The 21231-nt window shown below is 38.7% G+C and carries 12 protein-coding genes and 3 pseudogenes; 6 read left to right on the forward strand and 9 right to left on the reverse strand.

The window, feature by feature from the left end; all coding sequences use genetic code 11:
* Position 1: 1 nt before the first annotated feature.
* The 4 genes from EO98_RS06365 to EO98_RS06380 form a co-directional block, all read right to left on the reverse strand.
* Positions 2–787, reverse strand: a complete 786-nt coding sequence (locus tag EO98_RS06365) for a hypothetical protein (protein ID WP_048139317.1) — start codon at positions 785–787, stop codon at positions 2–4.
* Positions 788–1396: 609 nt separating this feature from the next.
* On the reverse strand, positions 1397–1618 hold the full coding sequence (locus EO98_RS06370) for a hypothetical protein (RefSeq protein WP_200894970.1): 222 nt from the start codon (positions 1616–1618) through the stop codon (positions 1397–1399).
* Positions 1619–2498: 880 nt separating this feature from the next.
* Positions 2499–3932, reverse strand: a complete 1434-nt coding sequence (locus EO98_RS06375) for a carbon starvation protein A (RefSeq protein WP_048139313.1) — start codon at positions 3930–3932, stop codon at positions 2499–2501.
* A 515-nt stretch (positions 3933–4447) separates the two neighbouring features.
* On the reverse strand, positions 4448–4879 hold the full coding sequence (locus EO98_RS06380) for a PKD domain-containing protein (RefSeq protein WP_048139311.1): 432 nt from the start codon (positions 4877–4879) through the stop codon (positions 4448–4450).
* A gap of 336 nt (positions 4880–5215) precedes the next feature.
* Between EO98_RS06380 and EO98_RS17760 the strand changes: the two are divergent.
* From EO98_RS17760 to EO98_RS17425, 3 genes and pseudogenes are all read left to right on the forward strand, one after another.
* Positions 5216–5370, forward strand: a pseudogene (locus EO98_RS17760) (IS21 family transposase); the annotation flags it as partial.
* Positions 5371–5614: 244 nt separating this feature from the next.
* Positions 5615–6880, forward strand: coding sequence for an ABC transporter substrate-binding protein (locus EO98_RS06385; protein ID WP_048139309.1), 1266 nt, complete (start codon positions 5615–5617; stop codon positions 6878–6880).
* A 320-nt stretch (positions 6881–7200) separates the two neighbouring features.
* On the forward strand, positions 7201–8109 hold the full coding sequence (locus tag EO98_RS17425; protein WP_052734476.1) for a cache domain-containing protein: 909 nt from the start codon (positions 7201–7203) through the stop codon (positions 8107–8109).
* A gap of 102 nt (positions 8110–8211) precedes the next feature.
* Here EO98_RS17425 and EO98_RS06405 read toward each other — a convergent pair whose 3' ends face one another.
* On the reverse strand, positions 8212–9441 hold the full coding sequence (locus EO98_RS06405; RefSeq protein WP_235283539.1) for a YncE family protein: 1230 nt from the start codon (positions 9439–9441) through the stop codon (positions 8212–8214).
* Positions 9442–10653: 1212 nt separating this feature from the next.
* Between EO98_RS06405 and EO98_RS19120 the strand changes: the two are divergent.
* A pseudogene (locus EO98_RS19120) lies at positions 10654–11691 on the forward strand (S-layer protein domain-containing protein); the annotation flags it as partial.
* A 42-nt stretch (positions 11692–11733) separates the two neighbouring features.
* Positions 11734–12707 (forward strand): annotated as a pseudogene (locus tag EO98_RS17435) (PGF-pre-PGF domain-containing protein); the annotation flags it as partial.
* Between the two features lie 426 nt (positions 12708–13133).
* Here the strand turns inward: EO98_RS17435 and EO98_RS06420 are convergent.
* On the reverse strand, positions 13134–13409 hold the full coding sequence (locus EO98_RS06420; protein WP_048139302.1) for a hypothetical protein: 276 nt from the start codon (positions 13407–13409) through the stop codon (positions 13134–13136).
* Positions 13410–13581: 172 nt separating this feature from the next.
* Between EO98_RS06420 and EO98_RS06425 the strand changes: the two genes are divergently transcribed.
* Positions 13582–14751, forward strand: coding sequence for a DEAD/DEAH box helicase (locus tag EO98_RS06425; RefSeq protein ID WP_052734482.1), 1170 nt, complete (start codon positions 13582–13584; stop codon positions 14749–14751).
* Positions 14752–15415: 664 nt separating this feature from the next.
* On the opposite strand, the gene EO98_RS06430 is transcribed toward EO98_RS06425, so the two are convergent.
* The 3 genes from EO98_RS06430 to EO98_RS06440 form a co-directional block, all read right to left on the reverse strand.
* Positions 15416–15826 (reverse strand): hypothetical protein, encoded by a 411-nt coding sequence (locus EO98_RS06430; RefSeq protein WP_048139299.1) that lies wholly within the window; start codon positions 15824–15826, stop codon positions 15416–15418.
* A gap of 1594 nt (positions 15827–17420) precedes the next feature.
* Positions 17421–18656 (reverse strand): ribonuclease III family protein, encoded by a 1236-nt coding sequence (locus EO98_RS06435; RefSeq protein WP_048139297.1) that lies wholly within the window; start codon positions 18654–18656, stop codon positions 17421–17423.
* Positions 18657–19434: 778 nt separating this feature from the next.
* Entirely contained in the window at positions 19435–20457 is a 1023-nt protein-coding gene (locus tag EO98_RS06440) for a hypothetical protein (protein WP_156161044.1), read from the reverse strand.
* Positions 20458–21231: the final 774 nt, after the last annotated feature.

The following is a 21231-nucleotide window of genomic DNA, read 5'->3' on the forward strand; positions in this document are numbered from 1 at the left end:
ATTATAGTTTCACTTTAAGTACAAGGGTCTGGGAATCAATAAGATAATCCCCCTGCATCAGATTTACATACACATCGGTTTCCCCGTTGGGAGCGTCGTTCAAAACCGGAAGCTTCACACCCCAGGTATAGGAGGTCCCACCCTTTGCCATCGCCTCGGTGATGTTAATGCTCTCATTGCTCCCAATTAGCTTATTTTCAATATCAACAAGCACGTACATGGACCCGCCTGTTATGGTTGTCTGTCCATGATTTTTAGCAGAGAATTTCACAGTGACGTTTTCGCCTTTCTCAGTTTCCCAGGTAGAAACAGGAGGTGCTGCACGCAACTTGTCGATGCTTTCGGCAAAGCCTACGAACTGTAGCTTCGCATCAGGAAGGACAACGGTCTGAACAGGCACGGCCTTTGTCCTGATTACTGGTTTTCCCTCTTCATCAATACCCGAAGCATACGACAGGATCAAGATAGAGGTATTTTCAACCCCGCCAAAAGAAGGAGCCATAACCCTGAAACTGACAGAAGCCCGCTTACCTGCAGGAATATTCACCTGTGAGCTTGACCCGACAATCGTAAAAGGATCAAATGAACTTACAGACACCGCATCAATCGCCTGGGCGCTGTTGTTGTTGAATACGGACACGGAAACATCCTGCTCATTAAACTCTTTGATAACCAGGGGTTCTGCGCTCACATCCAGATCTTCAGAATCAACCGGAGAAGTCGTTGATTCGCAGCCAGATACAAAGATTACTGAAACGAGTAATATCAAAGCCAGAAACTTCTTCATGTAAGTACCTCCTCAAATTTCAAAGTCCAGTATTTCTGGAGTTAAATAGCGATGAGTAAATATGACTCCTTAGACCCCTAACCCGTTGATTAAAAATAAGCATGAACATACCCAGTAAGCCGGAGCTTTAGTTTTTAACAGATTTTCACTATCTATAAAATCTGCATATGGACATATAATGGTTACTACATATAGTCGGACATAAATATAAATAGCGGCTATAAAAATAGCTGAATAAAATGGTGTCCGGCCACCCCAACCTGAACAGGCTGTCCTGCAATTACAACAAATAACAAGATAATTCCTTCTTTTATGATTAAAAGGCTTTAAACTCCTTATTTTCACATATTTTTGCCCTGAAAATAAATTTTCGGACAACCTGTGAAGGACAAGGTATTCGTGATTCTCCGCACTTCCGTAGTAATAAAAATGACATGAAAAGAGTAAGTACTAAATAAGATCGAAAAATCGGTACGAGTACAAACAAAAGAGAATTAAGCACGCATTAACAGCACTGTTTTTACTCAAGTTTTCACGACATGTCGACTACAGCATTCGTGGCGAGAGAGGATACGGCCTGAAGAAATCAGCCGATAAAAAATTAAGTTTTTAGAGAAACTCAAGGCATAGGCATACGTAATATTCTCTTGCAATTCTTTTAAGCCAGTCTGGAACAATGCAGTACCTGTCAACAATAAGCTCATTCAGGTAGTAGAGGGACTCTTCAGTTTTGCATTCACTTAGCCTCTTTAAAGCCGTCCTTCTCCCCCATGCAGATCTCTCGTTGTCAAGAGCTTCAAGATAAAGCTGGTATTCTTTGCTATCATCCATTAAAGTAAAATTATCTACCAAAGAATATAAATATTTGTATCCGGTGTCGGAAGCAGCGATATCCAGAAGATTTTCAAGAGATTTTCAGAGACTGCAATTGTAGATTTCGATGGAAAGGACAATTTTAGGACTTTTCAACGTATACGGATAGTGAACCTTAAGAATTCCGGGTAAATCTAAAAAAATAAGGACTTTTCTAAAGAAAAGGTCAGGGTAATCAAAAATCGATCCCTGAAAAGAATATAAAAGGGAATCCCCTTTATACAGTGATCCGTAAAAAAGTGTTATCAGGTCGTAGAGTATAAAAATAGGAAAGGAGAATTCCCATGCAATGATCAGTTGATGAGAATTCCTGCACAAGGTTTTTTGTTCGCTATGCTGACGAAGTAAGTAATAATTCTTCAAAAAAGATATATAATTACCGGCATTGAAATTTCAATATAGGTAACATATTGGCTCACATTGAAATGTTTAACGCCAGCAATAATTTTAAGAGCTTCACTAATTTTTTACATATTAAAATTATTTTGAATTAAACGATGAAAAGTGGAGAACCAGAGAAATAATTACTAATTTAACAGATGTCTTTCCGTGTGTGGGACATACGTATTCAACTATACTTAAGTGCTAATTTCTACTTATCTGCACTCATTTATACTTATCTGTACTCCATATTTTACCTAAGTTTCATATTTTTATAAGTTTTATTTCCTGAAGGTTGTATTCCCATTCACTGGTCATCGGTTAAGGACTTTGAAGGCAATTTTCCAGATATCTCTATGCAAAAGTGGGGAAAATACTCTATATAAATACTATATATGGACTTTCTGACGGTCTAACTATCACAGTAATATACTGTTATCATATCCTCATTCAGCGCTCACTCACTGAGTAAAGCTAATGATAGAGATCTTTTCCTTAAAAATGTGGCAAATAGGACACAAAAGGCGGCTGCACAGATCATTCCTGCCGGATATGAGATACTGCCTGGTAAGCCGAACCCCTCAGGAGCTTGTAAGATGTATGTTGTTACCACTGCTGTCATAAATGTAGCCGGGGTGGTAGCGATCCAGTGAAATTTGTCGTTATTTGACAAATATACCGCAGATGTCCAGAGAACTATGGTAGCCAATACCTGATTTGAGAACGCGAAGTAACGCCAGACTTTACTGAAGTCGATCAGGGTCAGACTGAACCCCATGGCAAATATTGGAAAAGCTATTATTAACCTGTTCTTTAAAGGTCTCTGGTCCAGGTTCATGGCATCAGCTATGGTCAGACGTGCACTCCTGAAGGCTGTATCTCCGGATGTGATGGGACAGGCAATAACTCCCAGGATAGCGAGAATTCCTCCTGCAGGCCCCAGCAAACCCAATGACACATTTTTTACCACCAGGGCAGCACCTCCTGCGGCAGTTATTTCACTCAGGCCGGCTACCCCTCCCGGAAAGAAAGACATTGCGGCAGCTGCCCAGATAAGGGCGATAATCCCCTCTGCTATCATGGCCCCGTAAAAAATACGCCTGCCATATTTCTCATTAGTCAGGCATCGGGCCATTATTGGGGACTGGGTCGAGTGGAACCCGCTAACAGCTCCGCAGGCGATGGTTATGAAAAGCATAGGCCACAAAGGAAGGCCGTCAGGATGGAAACTCCTGAAGGCTATTTCAGGTATCTCATATCCTTTGATGAGAAGCATGGAGCCGATGCTTAATGCCATAATCAACAGGACAGCTCCGAATAAGGGATAGATACGGCTTATGATCTTATCGATTGGAAAGACAGTGGCTGCGAAGTAATACAGGAGGATAAGGGCCAGCCAGAAATTCGGGTGGGCCAGCAGCCCTGTGAACCCCAGATTTGTCAGAAGTCCTGCCGGCCCGGACATAAACACCGTTCCTATAAGTATGAGCAAGATGACAGAGAACGCAATCATGGCAATCTTCGCCTGTCTGCCTAAATAGATCCCCACAATTTCTGAAACGCTTTTTCCCTCATGACGGATACTTAACATCCCAGAAAAATAATCATGCACTCCGCCTGCAAAAATACTGCCCAGGACGATCCACAGGAAAGCAGCAGGACCGTATAAAGCTCCCAGAATAGCGCCATATATGGGGCCCAGGCCAGCGATGTTGAGAAACTGGATGAGGAATATGCGGGACCAACCGAGGGGGACAAAATCAACCCCATCTTCCTGGGTGTATGCAGGTGTCCTTCGTGAGGGATCAGCTCCAAATACATTTTCGACAAACACACCATAAGAAAAATAACCTAGCACAAGAGCGACTAGAGAAAGCAGGAAACTGATCATATTATTTAAGAATGAAACTTTTTATTATTTGTTGGTTTCCCTTCAAAATATTTAGCAGCAGTTTTAATAAATCTAATGCATTTCTTATGTACTCTGAGGATTTATCCTTTTGAAAGTATTATGTTAAAATAAAATAGGAAGTAGGATATCTACAGAGCTTGAGTTTTCTTAAATTAGTAATCAAAATTGCGCTGGTGCACCCCGCAGCAAGCTAGTGGGGTATTCGACTGAAATAAGAAATAATCAGGATCTTTTGCCTTATTTCTTGGGAATCAACCCTTTGACCCCCAAATTCAGGACTAAAATCCGGTTTTTTTAGTTTACCCTATCAGGCAATGGCCGAACTCCTTAACTTTTAATAGTAAAAGAAATGGCCAGATATTACTAAAAATGAGGAGTTTTTTGGAAGATATTTGTTGGGGGTAATCATTACAGAGATTAAATACAAACACGATGTACAAAAATTGGAATGGTAAGTAAATTACTTACTTTTTAAAATTTATTTAACAACAGTCTTACGCTTTAATAATAAGTGTCTTATGAACCCACAACAATCCATTATAACCAGTGCACCTGATAGTCAGACCACTAATATAATAACCAGTCTTTGGAAACTTATGTACCGGATTTTTTAGTTGTGGAGTAATTTTTGTTCCTGAGAGAGAAGTTCCATCTCCAAAGTCCCATCTGATATAGGTCTCTTTACCTCTTGAAAGATCCTTAAATTGTACTATTCGCGGATCAGTACTTGAAGCGGCTACTGCTGTATAATCAATGGAATTACCTCCGCCGGTTAGACGTTGTGTTGCAGGGGGAGTTCCTGCACCAAGAGGAGTTTTGTATATAGTAAGTGATGCAGAGGCTGCTGAAGACAATAAAGTCAACACCGTTAATACGGTGAAAACAGATAATGTTATTTTCCATATAGACTTTCTATTAGTTTTCATTTTATTCTCCTATTTTTTTCAGTTTGATCCGGGAACACCCGTATTCAAAAATAATAGAAAAAGTTAACATATAAACATACTTATATTCTTAATATCTAATAAAAAAAGCGATGCAAATTTAAAACTTTATAAAGCTTTATTTTTGTATATAAAACATTACAACACTCTAAATTTATTAAATAATGATCTCCTGTCAAAGGCGGTTAAGAATCTTCCAATTTCGGCGGATTAAAAATATTTAATTATCTATTTTTGAGAAAAGTTAGAGGGTTGTAGATAATGCTGAAAGTGGAAGAATGGCTACTGATACGAGATTTGTATTCATAGGGCTTTAGCATCAGTGAAATCTCTAGAATAACAGGTTATGCCAGAGAAACTGTGAGGAAATATCTTAACAAAAAACCGCCCCAGAACTGCAGAAACGTCCGCCAAAAACGAGTAAACATGACCCATACAAACCTTACACCCAAAAAAAGATTAATACAGAACCTGTGGAATATGGTTAGAGGTCCAGTACAGTAGTATAAAATATGACGAGTAAATCTTGTAAAGGAATGGCTCCGGAGAAAGGTAAGGATTCGGTTAGTGGTGAATTAAATGAGATATATCAATGGCTGTAGACATAAAAGAGAGAAAAATTCGGAGAAGTACTGAATTCAACGACCTCGAAATACAAACTGCTAACAATACAAATATATAAATATAGATATCGGCCATAAATTTACTTCGATGTTAATGAAAAGAACAGCATGTGCTTTAATAGGAATAGTACTTATAGCAACTCTCTGGTCGGGTTGTATTGAATCGACCGGAGAGGCTACCAGTGAATCTGAGGACATAACCATAGGAGCACTTTTGCCGCTTACAGGAAATCTTGCTTCCATAGGAGAAGCAAGCCAGACAGCACTTGAAGTATCAGCCGAGGATATCAACAGCTATTTCTCAGGCCTTGGTTCCGGAAAGAACGTAGAAATAATTGTAAAGGATACCAAAAGTGATCCTGAGACAGCTCTGGAACAGCTCAAGGAACTTGATGAAATGGGGATAACGATGGTTATCGGCCCGCAGTCAAGCAATGAGGCAGAAGCTGTCATGGAATACGCAACCGAGAATGGCATCATCCTTCTGAGTACTGCATCAACAGCCCCATCTTTAGCGATCCCTGAAGATAACCTGTTCAGGCTTGTACCTGACGACACCAACCAGGGAATGGTACTGGCTAAGCTGATGACTGATGAGGGAATCGGTACTGTAATCCCCATGTACAGGAATGACCTGTGGGGCAACGGACTCGCTGATGAGGTCGAGAAGAGTTTTGAGGCTCTTAATGGCACAGTGCTTGAGGGAGTTACATATGAAACCGAAAACTCAAACCTTTCCGCAGAAGTAGAGGCACTAAATGAAAAAGTAGTAGCAGCCACTTCAGAACAAGGAGAGGAATCCGTAGCTGTGCTTCTTTGTTCCTATGGAGAAGTAACAGAGATCTTTGCTTTAGCCCGGAACTATCCTGCCCTGTCGGAGATCAACTGGTATGGCACTGATGGCGTGGCGCTGAACAGGGGACTAATCAGCGATGATAATGCAGCCGGTTTTGCCACAGCAACCAATCTCAAGGCGCCGATATACGGATACGTGAAAGCTAATGACCTATATCAGGTGATTGGACCAAAAATCGAAGAACGACTTGGAAGAATTCCTGAGTCTTATGCATTGACCGCATATGACGCTCTCTGGATAGCTACATTTGTTGATCTGGATGCCATTCCAGGCAATGATGAAAGTCTAAAAATGGCAATGAATACCATTACAGAAAAAAATTATGGAATTAGCGGATGGACAATACTCAATGAAAACGGAGATAGAGAATACTGGAACTATGACATCTGGACAGTCACTGAAGGAAATGGAAGTTACCAGTGGGAACTTTACGGCAAGGTATTCCTGCCATACAAGAATAACATGTTTATTATGCGGGGTGAAGAACTAACATTTCTTAAATAACCTGACTTTGCCAGTCAGGCAAAAATAAGTGCTCTTTGTTTTGTGTTATTCGGTCCAAGGAATATACACCAATGAATATACACACAAAACAGAGAGCATTACCTACAATTCGGAACAAGAATTACAATTTCTAACAAAAATTACAATTCCTAACAAAAATATATGTGTCCATATCGGATCGATTATTGCTGTCCGATCTTTTTATGAAAACAAGCTGGATGAAATGTATCTGGTGGAAACGGATCTGATGGAAATGGATCTGATGGAAATTAACATTTTAGCATTTAATTTATTATTTCTAATTTTACAGGTGTTACAATATGAATAATTTTAAAAATGTACTTACTGTTCTGCTCATTACTGTTCTTTTGCTGGCAGTTTCCGGCTGTGTGCAGTCAGAAGAACCAGTTGCTATTGAACAGAAAGAACAAATTATTGAAGAAAACCAGACCGACCTGTTAGCCCAGAAAGAGTATACAATGTCTCAGGTAAATGCAGCTATTGACCTGATAGAGGAAAAAGGAGAGCTTGCATTTCCCGATTTCAGGGAACAAAATAGCAAGTGGTTCCATAATGATTCCTACATCACCATCTGGAAGACTGAAGGAATACGTGTTGTTTTCCCTCCAAAAACAAGCGGCGAAGGCGAGAATGTAAGCGATCTTAAAGATTATAATGGGAAACTGTTAGGCAAGATGCTCATAGACACTGCTTTAAGCGAAGAAGGCGAGGGATGGGTCAATTATGACTGGCCAAAACCAGGCGAGACAGAACCTTCAAAGAAGTGCACATTCGTCAAGAGAACTTCTATCAGTAACCAGACATACCTTGTTCATTCCGGCTTTTACGTGGATGACTACATCTATAACAAAAACCTTGAAGACATTGAAGATATCAATTACTTTGGAGACGCAACCGTTAGAAATCTGATCAACCCGAATAGAGTTGAAACGGATCTGGACCTAAATTACAGCATTGCACATTTTCTAGTTAAACCAGGTAATCCCCTTGATTCCCTCATTATGAAGAACCCGGAAACATATTATGTTCTTGAGGGTGAAGGCATGCTCTACATAGAAGATGTACCATTTGAACTGAAAAAAGGAAAACTTGTCCTCGTACCTGCAAACTTAAAGCAATACATCGAGAATACCGGAGATGTTGACCTTGAGTTACTGGTTATAAACCAGCCTGCATGGAAACCGGAGAACGAGATAATTCTGGAGTGATTTTTCACTCCATTTTTTTAAAGAAATCCATCAAGTTTTGATAAATTAGGAAGTTTTTCTATCAAAGAAAGACTTTATAAATCGAATAACTAATTTGTGTAATTAGGGTTTTGTCTTTCTTACATACTTAACTGTCCCTAACACTACTGCAAGTACCCAGATCGGGCTCATGAAAGGAGAGCTTTTTTCTTTCGTTCCTGTATTTGTCTGATTCTCGGTTTGAGTTATAGGGTTTAAAGAAGTAGTACTGTTTGATTCCATAGTAGAATCGGATTTTGTTACTGAATCTATAAAATGCCCGGCAATTCCACAGGGACCGTTTCCTACATTCACCGTGGCTGTAACAGTATTTGTGGCAGTGTCAATTACAGAGACATTATTGCTGTCATAGTTTGTCACATATGCTTTTCTTCCATCAGGGGTTACTTCAACTCCAACAGGCTTAACTCCTACAGGAACTGTAGCTATAGCATTGTTAGTTGCTGTGTCAATTACAGAAACAGTATTATCGTCCTGGTTAACCACATATGCCTTTGTTCCAGCCGGGTTAACTGAGATTGAATACGGATAGTTTCCTACATTTACAGTGGCTATAACATTATTAGTTGCTGTGTCAATTACAGAGACATTATTGCTGCGTTCGTTCAACACATAAACTTTTGTTCCATCCGGATTGACTGCAACATCCCAGGGACTAATTCCTACGTTTACAGTGTCTATAACGTTGTTTGTGGCTGTGTCAATTACAGAGACATTATTGCTGCTTCCGTGCGTAACATAAATTTTTGTTCCATCCGGATTGACTGCAACTCCGCAAGGATCAGTTCCAACACTTAACGTGTCTATTACACTATTTGTAGCTGTGTCAATTACTGAGATATCGGTACTATTGTGGATAGTCACATATACCCTTGTTCCTGCCGGATTAACTGTAATTCCCCAGGGACAAACTCCTACATTTACTGTGGCATTAACTGTATTTGTCGCGGTGTCAATTACTGAGACATTGGCGCTGAGTAAGCCTGAGTCTGCCACATATAATTTTGTATCATCTGATGTGGCTACAATACCCCAGGAACAACCTGCCATAGGAATTGTAGCTATAACATTGTCAGTTGCGGTGTCAATTACAGAGACAGTGCCATTGCTTGTGTCGTTTCCCTCACTCGTCACATATGCAAATGGAGCTGCACCTGCAACACCCGCCAGTATCAAAATCGCAAGTGCCATTATTCCAAGAGATTTTATGGCAGTATATCCTCTGTGAGCTTTATTGGACATTGTAACAGAAGAAAGTGGAATCGAAAAAGTGGCAATCGGTATTGTTGACATAATTTTACCTTTCATAATTTATTCCTGATCAGTGTTTATCTTTCACGCTAGTGCGATTCTCAATAAATTCGTACTTAGGATATTTTTCTAAAACCGTCATTAATTTAAATCAATGTTAGTTAAAAATAACATTAAAAGATAAATATATAATTAATATTTAAAGAGTGATAAATAAAACGTATAAAAAACATTAGTATGCTTATATGCTCTTCAAAATTAAACGTGAAGTTTTATTTTACTGGTTAGTTTACAGTTAAAAAGCTGACATTATCCAGGCACATGGAAGTCGAACAGCCCAACCCTTGAGGAGCTGCTCAATGCCATAGCAGGTTCGGAAAAGCAAGGAACACACCCTGAGCGTCGAAGACTCTATGGTCCGTCTGGCCATCAAGGAGCTGCCATATTTCAAAATAACCGAGCTTACCTCAGAAAAGCCGGGACAAAAAAAATCCCGAACCCTGTATGCTAAAAACACCGGTTCGAAAGTAGTATTCGTTTAAAAAAGGGCTCTGCCTTGTTAATTAGTTTTGATTATTCCTGAATGCCCGTAAATTGCATCTCATGTTCTTTCTTTCCACCCACCGCGCTCCGCTTGAACCCGCCTGCATACAGTAGATAAAAATGAAATCATTAGCCGCGCCGGGAAGTCTGACCCCGGAATATCAATCAGGTAGCCGGATTCCATATTTATGAAGAATTACTGTCAACAAAAAACGAATCCATGAGTGATTATCTAACGCTTGACCGATGACGCATGTAATTCACTTTACTTGAACCCCAAATTCAGGACTAACAAAATCCGGTTTTTTGGAATTCTCTGTAAGGTAATGGTTGAACTCCTTAACTTTTAAGAGTAGAAGGAATGGCCAGATATTACTAAAACTTCCAGCATGGTCCGGATCTCAAACGTTTCTCTGTTTATCTCCTCCACACGATTGATTTTTCTCTTCTTTACTATCATCTCAGATGTTTTTAAAATGCCTCTGAAATCATTCTATCCATAACTCGGACAGGTTTTCTAAAAAGATAACTGATATCAGTAAAACAAGTAGTTTGATCTCGAAAAATCGGCTATCTATGTAATAATCCAAATTTGAATAGAAATGTTTAAAATTCTTTATACTGTTACCACTACTAATTTCTCTCAGTATTTTTATATTTATGGCGTTTATTTTTATAATGTTAGATAATTAAAGATCAGAGGACATATGAATGAATTCTAAGAAGAAAACAGGTTCAATAGTTTTAGCTTTAACAACACTTTTTTTATTTTTTATTCTCGTGTCATCTACGGTATCGGCAGCTTCGGTACAAAATTCTGTGGCCAAGGAGCCATGTGAGTATATTTCGAACGAAAAAAGCAACACTGCCTCCGTAATAATAGAAAGTCCATATACTACCGCTTTTCTCATAAACGATATCGTTGAGGTCCGCGGTCCAGTGTATAACGGCGCTGATATCGACGACATAATTGATACATATGGCGACGGTACCACCCTTACAATCGATGCTACTCAATTTACAGCATTCTATTATAACATTGACGAGAACGTGGCAACCGAAACCCTTTCCATTAGAGATACTGTAGGCACTCAAGGCAATGTTATTGGAGAAGGCGGTATTGTCTACCAGACAACCATTTAGGCTACTAATTATAAGTTTGAAGATTGGGGCATGTATCCTGTTATCGGCTTCTTTGCAGAAGAGTATATCCCGCTCAACCCTGACAAAGCTGACAAGCTCACAAAGCTCGTCCTTGACAGCGATGATGAGTACAACATCAGAACCGGCGAAACCCTCGACCTTGGCGAAGGCTATGCTATCGAAGCTAAACAGGTCGATGGTGACGGTAAGAAAGTCTGGCTCGAATTCACCAGGGACGGAGAATACATAGACGACGAAATAATCTCAGTCATTGATAACGGCACCAACACCTTGGAATTCGAACTTGATGACATCCAGGGCGAATACGGTGTCGTCGTCCTCAGAGTGCATATCAACCAGATCTTCCAGGACGCAGCTGGCATGATTGCCCAGATCCAGGGTATCTGGCTCATTGACTATGCAAACGCAATGAACATCGAGGCTGACGATGAATTCGGCAAGCTCAATGATGTTTCAATCAACGGTGACACCCTTTTTATCACCAATGCAGACATCTTCACCTTTACCAGGAACTCTGATCAGGAAATCGGCCAGGGGATGTTCTTCAAGATTGCTGATACCTCCGCCTCTGAACTCAGGTTCTACCCATTCGTTGAAAAGGTCATCGGAGAGAACAACAGCAAAGTACTTCCTGTAGCAGACTTCAGCACAAATGTCACCAGCGGCTATGCTCCCCTTTCCGTCCTCTTTACTGACCTTTCACAAAACGCAACATCGAGGAGCTGGGATGTTAACAATGACGGAATTGAGGACTCAACCGAGGCAAGCTTTGTTTATGTGTACACTTCTACAGGGACTTACACCACTAAACTGACTGCGATTAATGCAAACGGCAATGATACAAAAACTACTCTGATAACTGTAGAGAGAAAGAGCAATGGGGGAAGCAGTGGGGGAAGCAGTGGAGGAAGCAGCAGCGGTGGCGGTGGTGGCGGTTCTCCTGAACCTGCAAGAAATGTTGAAGTGAAGGAACTTTCACAGGTCTTCATTACAAACGGAAAAGCTGTAAAGTTTGATTTCACGAAGAAGGTTACTTCTGTCATGTATATCACTTTTGATTCAAAGAAGACTGTTGGCAAGACAACAACCATTGTTGAGATGCTGAAAAATAAATCTACGCTTACCCCGGAGCACCCACAGGTGAGGTCTATAACTACCTGAATATCTGGGTTGGAAACGGTGGGTATGCAACTGAGAAGAACATCGAAAACCCGGTAATCTGTTTCAAGGTTGAAAAGGCCTGGGTACAGGATAAAAAGATAGACCGGTCTTCGATTACCCTGAACAGATTCAGCAACAAAACATGGGAACAGCTGCCAACCAGCCTGTTAAGTGAAGATGACAGGTACCTGTATTTCACAGCCAAAACCCCGGGATTCTCTCCCTTTGCAATAACAGGGAAGGTAAATATATCTCCGGAAGAAACTGCAATTGGAATACAGCCTGGAGATGAGTCTGACAACTCTGGAGAGAACACGGAGGATACAGGACCGGAAGCTAATCAGGAACCCGAACAGGAAGCAAGTACAGGCATGCCGGGCTTCGAAATTATTTATGGCATAGCTGGCCTGCTTAGCGTATTCCATTATATAAGAAAGTAAAAAGGAGAAATACAAGGTTAAATGTGAAAAACAACGGATGAAAGGGAAATCCTTTCACCTTTTTTTACATTTTTGTATTCAATAAATCGGTCGTGGGGGTCAATTACTGAAAACCGCAAACCTGAGAGTGGTTTTCAAATTTAGACAAAGAAGGCATATGTGCTCGTTTTGCCAGATTTAATCAATAACTCACGGACACTACTGAAGTTAGATTCTTCCTGAGTATCAAACCCTCTCAAGCCTTAACCTGATCCCCAAAAAACCAGGTTTTCCCATTCCCTAATCCTCTCCAAAAAATGGCTATTAAGGGTGAAAGGCATACAGGTGAAAGGCATATCACTTTTTATTTTCCTGTTTCTTGCCTGGTGGTTCCTGGCATAGCTATGCTGTCCCAAAGCCGGTCCGCTTCGAGCCTGTCTTCTTCGGTTAAGGGGGTACCTGACTGAAGATTACACCTTCGCGGGTCGCTATAAACCGCTGCATGGGGTCATATAGATGCAGATCTATGCCTTCCCCGTCCGGTTCTGCCATTCTGGGCCACATCTTATCTATTGCAGCCTGATATTCTTCGTAAGTCATGCCATCCGGGTCTACCCATTTGGGGTCGAACCTTTGGAAGAACAATGAATGCTGGGTAATCACATCATCAAAATAGGCAAAAGTATAAAGGGAGAGTTCACCGTTATAAGCGATTACTAACATTTAAGCAGTAAATTAATCTAAACTTTTCTGAAGTTGTGCTTATAGCTCTTAATTGTTTTTGATATATCATAAATATATAAATATGAAAAAGCAATTAAGTAGCTTTTTCAGACAAATCACGGAAAGTCTAACTATGAATAATTTTAAAAAACTAGGTCTCAGTAATGCTGTTTTGAAATCAATAAATGAACATGGTTTTGAAAACCCTACAGCAGTACAGGAAAAATCAATTCCCCTAATACTTGCTGGGGAAGATGTTATAGCCGGAGCCGCAACAGGTTCCGGAAAAACACTCGCATTTGCTTCCGGCATATTACAAAATTCCGAAAAAGGAAAAGGAATTCAGGCTTTGATCCTGACCCCTACAAGAGAACTGGCGGAGCAGGTGGCAAATTCGTTCAGGAAATTCTCAAAATACGACCCATTAAATATCGTATATATCTATGGTGGTGTAGGGATCAATCCACAAATTAAAGAATTAAAGAATGCAGAGGTTGTTGTGGGAACACCCGGTAGGCTACTCGATCATATCAGCAGAAATACTATCAAATTCAATAATGTGAAAACCCTTGTCCTTGATGAAGCAGACCAGATGTTTGATATGGGATTCAAACCGGATGTAGAAAAAATTATCAAGGAATGTCCTCAAAACAGGCAGACCCTTTTGTTCTCTGCAACCATTACAAAAGATATTGTCCAGCTTTCCCGCAAGCACATGGAAAACCCGGTTCGAGTATCAGTAGAATCTTATATCGACCCGCAAAAATTGAATCAGGTCGTTTATAAAGTACAGGATGACATGAAATTATCTCTGCTCGTGTATCTTCTACAAAATGAAAAGTCAAACCTCGGGATGGTTTTCTGCAACACAAAAAGAAACACTGAAAAAGTCGCAAAAAACCTGAGAAAATCAGGCATCAATGCCGTGGCAATTCATGGCGGATTGACACAGAACGAACGAACTCGCATAATGGAAAAATTCCATGCCGGGAACATAGGTGTCCTTGTATGCACAGATGTAGCCGGAAGAGGACTTGATATACAGGGTGTTTCCCATGTTTACAATTATGATATTCCCAGGGAGAGTAAACAGTATATTCACAGGATTGGAAGAACTGCACGAGCAGGAACAGAAGGAAAAGCGATAAATATCCTTTCCAAAAATGACCATGCTAATTTCATGAGTGTGCTGAAAGACAATCATGTAGATATTAAGGAACAGGCACTACCTGCTCTGAAGAAGATTGTAATTGAAAGACCGGAAATAAGATTGCCAAAGCCGGTAAATAGGATGAACAACCCCTCCAGAAAAGGTCATAAACCCAGGCACAAAAACTGTTAAACACCGTTCGTCTGTGCATTGCATTATAACTAGCCATTGATCGATTGGCATCGGCAGGAGCAATGGACTGCTCCTGCAAAAACCCAGGCACGAGAATAAGAACGACGGCCAGTTCGTGCCACTACGATGTAGAAATGCACCCTCCCAATGCCTTCGGACCTATGGGCAGAGGTCGTTGACTGCGGGGTGGGAGATTTATGCTAAAATCAAAATTGCGCTGGCGCACCCCAACCTGAACAGGCTGCCCGACAATTACCTCCAGTAATAACTGAATTCCTTCTTCTCCAATTTAAAAGCCTTAAATGTCTTTTTTACCATCTTTTTATCCTGAAATAGAATTGTCGGACAACCTGTAAAGGACGGGGTATTCGTGACCCTCCATGCTCCCTATGTAATAAACCTATAGCCTTTGGGCAGTTTATAAGTTCTATCCCTGCACAATCAGTGCTTCCTGTTCCAAACTTCAGCGCCAGTGCTATCGCTCGTAGCCAAATGGACCAGGTATATCCCGGAAGGTTCCACAACGCAATAAAAACAGAGGGAAATTTTTTATTTCCTGCTACCACATTGAAATTAGAAAACAGAGTAATGCAGTGGGTTGGGTTGTGAGTCAGTAAACAAAACGGTTAGAGGAATTTTAACAAAGAGAAGTAGAATGTTAGTTTTATTTTTTGTCTATTCCATTCCATTCCATTAAAGCCTTCTCAATAGATATCAACGTGAACATAGTAGTATTGAATATCTCGTCCGGGTGTTGCGACAGCCAGCTGATTTCGTCGAGAACGTCTTTTGGGAGCCGAACAAGGTCGTTCTGGTCTTCTCCTATCTTCATGAAATATTCAGTATATCGTGAACCGTACCTGCTGTTATCACTTGCAGTGATAGAAATATACTGAGTAAATGACCCATCATTCAATATATCTCTTGAATATCTGTATTGAATTTCTTTAACACAATCCGAGTAATCGTTATTCATTCTTCTGATGGTATCTGGAATCGATTCACCATCTTTTTGCAAAGCTTTCAGGTCTGAAAATACACTGTTAGAAAGTCTGAAAGTTTTGTATTGCTTCATACACTACTCGTACAGTTAAGATGTATAAATAGACTACTAAACAAGTATAGTATTTCGCTGAAAATCCTCCCTCTTTTTATCCCCTCCATTTACCTCAGACACTCCACTACTATCCCGAAAGACTCACAAATCCACATTACTCTATATCGAAGTTTTTCTATTTTTCGGATAGCTCTTAATGCAAACTCCCCTTAGAAAACCCCAATTTTTTCCACTCAACATAAGAAATTATATTTATCTGGAACTACGGATTTTAAGGAAAAGTTCGACGCTCTCCGATTAATTAGTTATTATTATTCCTGAATGCCCATTAATTACATCTCACGTTCTTTCTTTTCACGCGCCGCGCTCCGCTTGAACCCGCCTGCGTTCAGTAGATAAAAACGAAATAATTAGCCGCGCCGGGAAATCTAATCCCGGAATATCAACCAGGTATCTGGATTCTACATTTATGAAGAATTACTGTCAACAAAAAACGAATCCATGAGTGATTATCTAACACTTGACCGATGACGCATGTAATTCACTTTACTTTTTGATACCGAAGGTCTGTGAAGATTGATAGTTATTATCCGGGTGCGCAGAAATGCTTTTTTCTCAGGAATAAAATATGGTGATATTATTCATGCCTCGGGATAAAAGTAATAAGGAAGCTAATTTCAATCCATTGTAGAGGCTCTGCGTGAGTTGCAGGAGACTTATCAGAGAGTGTGCCTCGTGTCGCATCTTGTGAAGGATAGAGGTTCGAATACCACCCACCGCACTAAAACTGGGAGATATATACAACGGGAAAACGTGTAAGCTTTTGGAGATTCAATGCACAACTGAATATTCTATTTATAATATAACTGTACACCATTGTATATAAATAAATATTTTTAGTAAGAATGAATAATTGTCACTGTATAAATGAACTGATTTAAAGTATTAAAGCTGACCGTTCAAGCGTATTAACAGCGACAGAAAGTCGATATTTTGAAAATGTTGATCCTGAAAATTTGAAAAATTAGTTTTTTGGTTTATTTCTTCAAAAAACCTTATTAAATTTTAGCTCTGGCAACTCATCAACAATATCAACATTCTGGACCCTGAGATTAATAATACTGAGAAGCAAATCAAGGATATAATGTCCTTTTGATATTTATTAGGGAATTTCATACCAACTGTAAAATATTTGCCTTCAGTGCCTGTGACCTTTACATCCGTGTATGGAGAACAGTCTCATAATTAAGATGTAAGTCCGTTATTTTCGTCCTGCCATACTAAAACTCTTGAAGTCTGTAAGTTGTCAACACCTCCCAACCAAAATACTCAGTCAAACGTCTTCATAATGCCGCTAATTGAGTGTAAGGGTGGTTCAATATAAAATGCAAGTGCATAAGAGATCACTTCTTCTGTATATTTACCACGTTCACAGAGGGCCATTCCCTGATAATACCACCCCCTTTGGTTTCATAACTCTTAAATATGTAGGACTTACGTAGTTGAACTGAGAAATCAACAGCATTAAACCTTCAACTGTATAAAACACTAAATCGGTCACAATGCTGGATGTGTTTGATTTTGCACATCAAGTGCGTAAGTCCTAATATAGTCAAATTGTATAATTATGATAGTGTTCATCAAGCCATTTAATAAGGTCTACTTCCCTCAGTATGTTATTTCCTGCGGTTTTTCTGGCTTGTGATTTTGACGGCCCAGACCCAACAGCAAAATAGTTCTGTCCCCCCAGTTGCAAATTTATGATAGCCAATTTAATATCCGACGATAATTCGCAAGTCCAGGATGCTCCACTTACGGTGTCTAACCGGGCACTGAGCAGTATTAGCATGCCAAAAACATTTTTATGAGCCTTATGTTTTACCCAAGCTACCAATAATTCACCTGTATTATTACTCACTTTCATTGACTCGACCTGGGACCTGTTAGGTTTACGGAAAATAAGTTCTTCAGTATCAATAGATGTTGTAGGAGATACCGTTTTTTCTTGTGACAGTAGTATACTACTTGCAGGCTTAATCTTTGCATACTGAGGATTATCACCACTAATGGCGAGAAAGGCGGGATATGAGGCTTCATTTATGGCTTTATCCGCTTTATCTCTTAAATAAAGGTATTTTTGAGCGGCTTCAGCTTCAGCCTTCTTAACTCTAGTTCCTTCTCCTGTAGACACAATTTCACCATTTATTTCGAGTCCAACGGTGTATTGTTTACAATGATCAGGACCAGTTTCCTCAAGCAAAGAATAATGAATATTATTTTCACCATAAAGTTCTTGAATTTTGCCTTTTGGGTCTAAATCTGATATTTTCTCCAAAGCACTTTTAATATCAAAAAACTTATTCACAAATTCTTTTGATTTAGAAAATCCTTGATCTCGGTAAATTGCTCCTATAAGTGCTTCGATTACGTCTGCATATACATCTTCAATATTTCTTAAATCTCCATGGATTATATGCTCTTTAAGATTTAGTTTACATGCCACAGGAACTAGACTTTCGTTCTTTACTAGTACTGTCTTAACATTAGTTAAGATCCCTTCTATTTTTTTTATGCCATTAGCTTTCGCATATTCCTCGATATCTTCATTAAGATAAAAATGATCCGCAATAATAAGGTCTAATACTGCATCCCCCAGAAATTCTAATTTTTGGTAATTAGCATTTCTAAGACTATATTTTTGCTTGAAAATATTCATATTTGATGGAAGGCCACAAAAAAGAGATTCATGTGTTAACGCCTCTATTAAAAGGCTAATATTTTCAAATTCAATACCGATTATGTTTTGAAAACCTTCTAAATCATCTGAAAAGTCAGAGTAAATATTCATAATTCCTCACATTCTTGATTTTATTGTTTATAAAGCAATTAATCAAAAACATAGGGAACAATAATTGTAAAAATAAGCTATAAAAATACACTTTTAGCAAATAGATCTCAAGATTCTATTTGTTAGAAGGGTATTTTAATTGTTTATAGTTATGATTATGTTCTTTATGTTCAAAGTTAAACTAATGATAATAGTAATAGTAAATATAATCTATTAAAGTACCTTTTAGCAAATAAATCTTGAGAACTTATTTGCTAAAAGCGTAGTTTAATAGATTAGTTTACTACTATTAATCGCATTAGCTTAACTATAGCAACATTTAACTTATAATATAAATAACTATTTGTTAAAATCGAATTATAAATCTAGTGTCGCATCAGCAGTAAAATGTCGTATAAAATCAATTACAACTATTCAGAATCAGTCAATACTTGAGGATTGACACGACACTAGTCATGTGTAGTAATGTGTCTTTTGTTTCAAATTAAAGTACTTATCAATCTCTTCACACTCCTGGCCTTAAAATTCAAATTACTTTCCTTTGCTTTTTTTCTTCAAAATAAGCCAAATCACTTCCATGCGTCTTCGGTTAAGTAAGGAATCATGATAAATTGCCTCCACTTCACAACAGTTCTCAAATATTGGATCATATTGTAAGCTGGAACAGGGTATCGATTTCATGTTAATAGGCCAAAACTTAAGGCAGGCTTCTGGTGCAAAATCAATAGCTTTAGGGTAAGAAAATTCCTTAACCGATGACCAATGAAATCTTACTTATTTACCAAAAACGCCACCATTTTTTACTTTGTGCATTTTCTGGCAAGGGTCCCATTGTTATTTTTTCTTTTAGCGCAAATTTTTCTATTTCCATACTTGTTATTTGATCCCAACGTATTGCTTTTACTGTGCTGCCATCATTTAAAATTATTAACGATTCATTTTGTATATCGTCGATTTTACCAGATATCTCCACCGCATTTGTTTTTATTCGTAAATGAGGAAAATCATCAATATAATAATCATTTATTTTTTGCTTAAAGAGATTTGAGAATAATTTAGCGTTATTATACAACATAATTATGAAAACACAGCTCAAACCAATAGAGACTAAATAAACACAAATAAAACAAAGGGATACAAAATAGTTTATAAGTCCTGTTAATGAGCTCGTTATCAATTTTATAACTACGTCATCAAAATAGATCGTAAAAAATAAAACGATGGCGTTAAATCCAATAATTATTCCCATTGAAAACCAAATTGAGTAATAAAAATATTTTGAACTTCTTTTTAATGACAATTCCTTTGTAAGTTTTGGCTCCAGGTATCCTTTTGAGTAGAAAACAATTAGATAGAAAGATATAATCATACTCACGACTAAAGTAAAAATGTTAAGAGTTATAAGTATCATAATTAGATCTTTATCGTTATGTCCATAATTCAAATAACTGTAATATGGTGAGAGTAAAATAAAATTATTAAATCCTCTTATTTGAGAAATCACAAAACATGAAATAAATAAAAACATCGAAAAAAGAGCTCCTATCGGCGCACCTTCAACAAACCACACGTTTTTCTTCCACGTATCTTGTTTATATTTCTCTATTTTATGATATAGATCACCTATCGGTTTGGAATTGATGATTAAAAAATTTTGATATGCGATTTTTCCTAGTGCAGGTAAATAATTTTTATTAAAGTGGCTTGAAAAATAAGCCTGAATTGGAATACATAAAAGAGGGATTATAAGACTTGTTATAATAACTCCAAATACCCCATAAGATTCCTCGATATTTATCACATTTTGCCATAAGATAATTAGGTGTAAATATAATTTATGAAATTTTTGTGATGAGATATACATAAAAATACGTTACCAAAATTTCCACCAGGTTTTCCTATCAATGACTTCTGGCAGAGCTTCATATTCAATTTACTATTCTCCTAAATCAAGCTCTGGATATTTACAGCCTGTTTTTGTGTGACTTCGTTAAGCTGGCTGATCTGGTCATCCTAAGATCTCAAAAAACCGGACCCTAGAACTCGATTGACTCAAAGCCGCGCCGAATTCTAAAATAGGGTTTTGAGGTTCCAGCCGGCGGTGGAGACAATTTTCCTTTAGGTTTTATCCCATGCACTCCCTGTTTAATTAGGTTTTATTATTCCTGAATGACCGTAAATCACATCTCGCATTCTTTCTTTCCACCCGCCCCGCCCCGCTTGAACCCGCCCGCGTAAGTAGATAATAATGAAATCATTATTCGTGCCGGAAGTCTGATTCCGGAATATCAACCATGTAGCCGGAGACGACCAGAATTTTGGCTTCACAAAAATTCCTGCAGGTCAGCAGGAAAGTGAAAGTATTCGGTTGAGCCGTTTAAAAGGCAAAAATAAAAAAATCGATTAATTCATAATGGGGCGTTTCATCTTCTCAGGAAGGAATTGAAAAAATGATTGATTAATACTTTCAGTCCGCTATATGACTTTATTAATAAAAAATCGACGTTTTGCTATATGTGTTGAAAAAATCGGGACACGTCCCGCAGGGAAGAATTCCGGACAACTGGCACGGGTC

It is taken from the genome of Methanosarcina sp. 2.H.T.1A.6 (genome assembly GCF_000979455.1).
In the GTDB taxonomy this organism is placed as follows: domain Archaea; phylum Halobacteriota; class Methanosarcinia; order Methanosarcinales; family Methanosarcinaceae; genus Methanosarcina.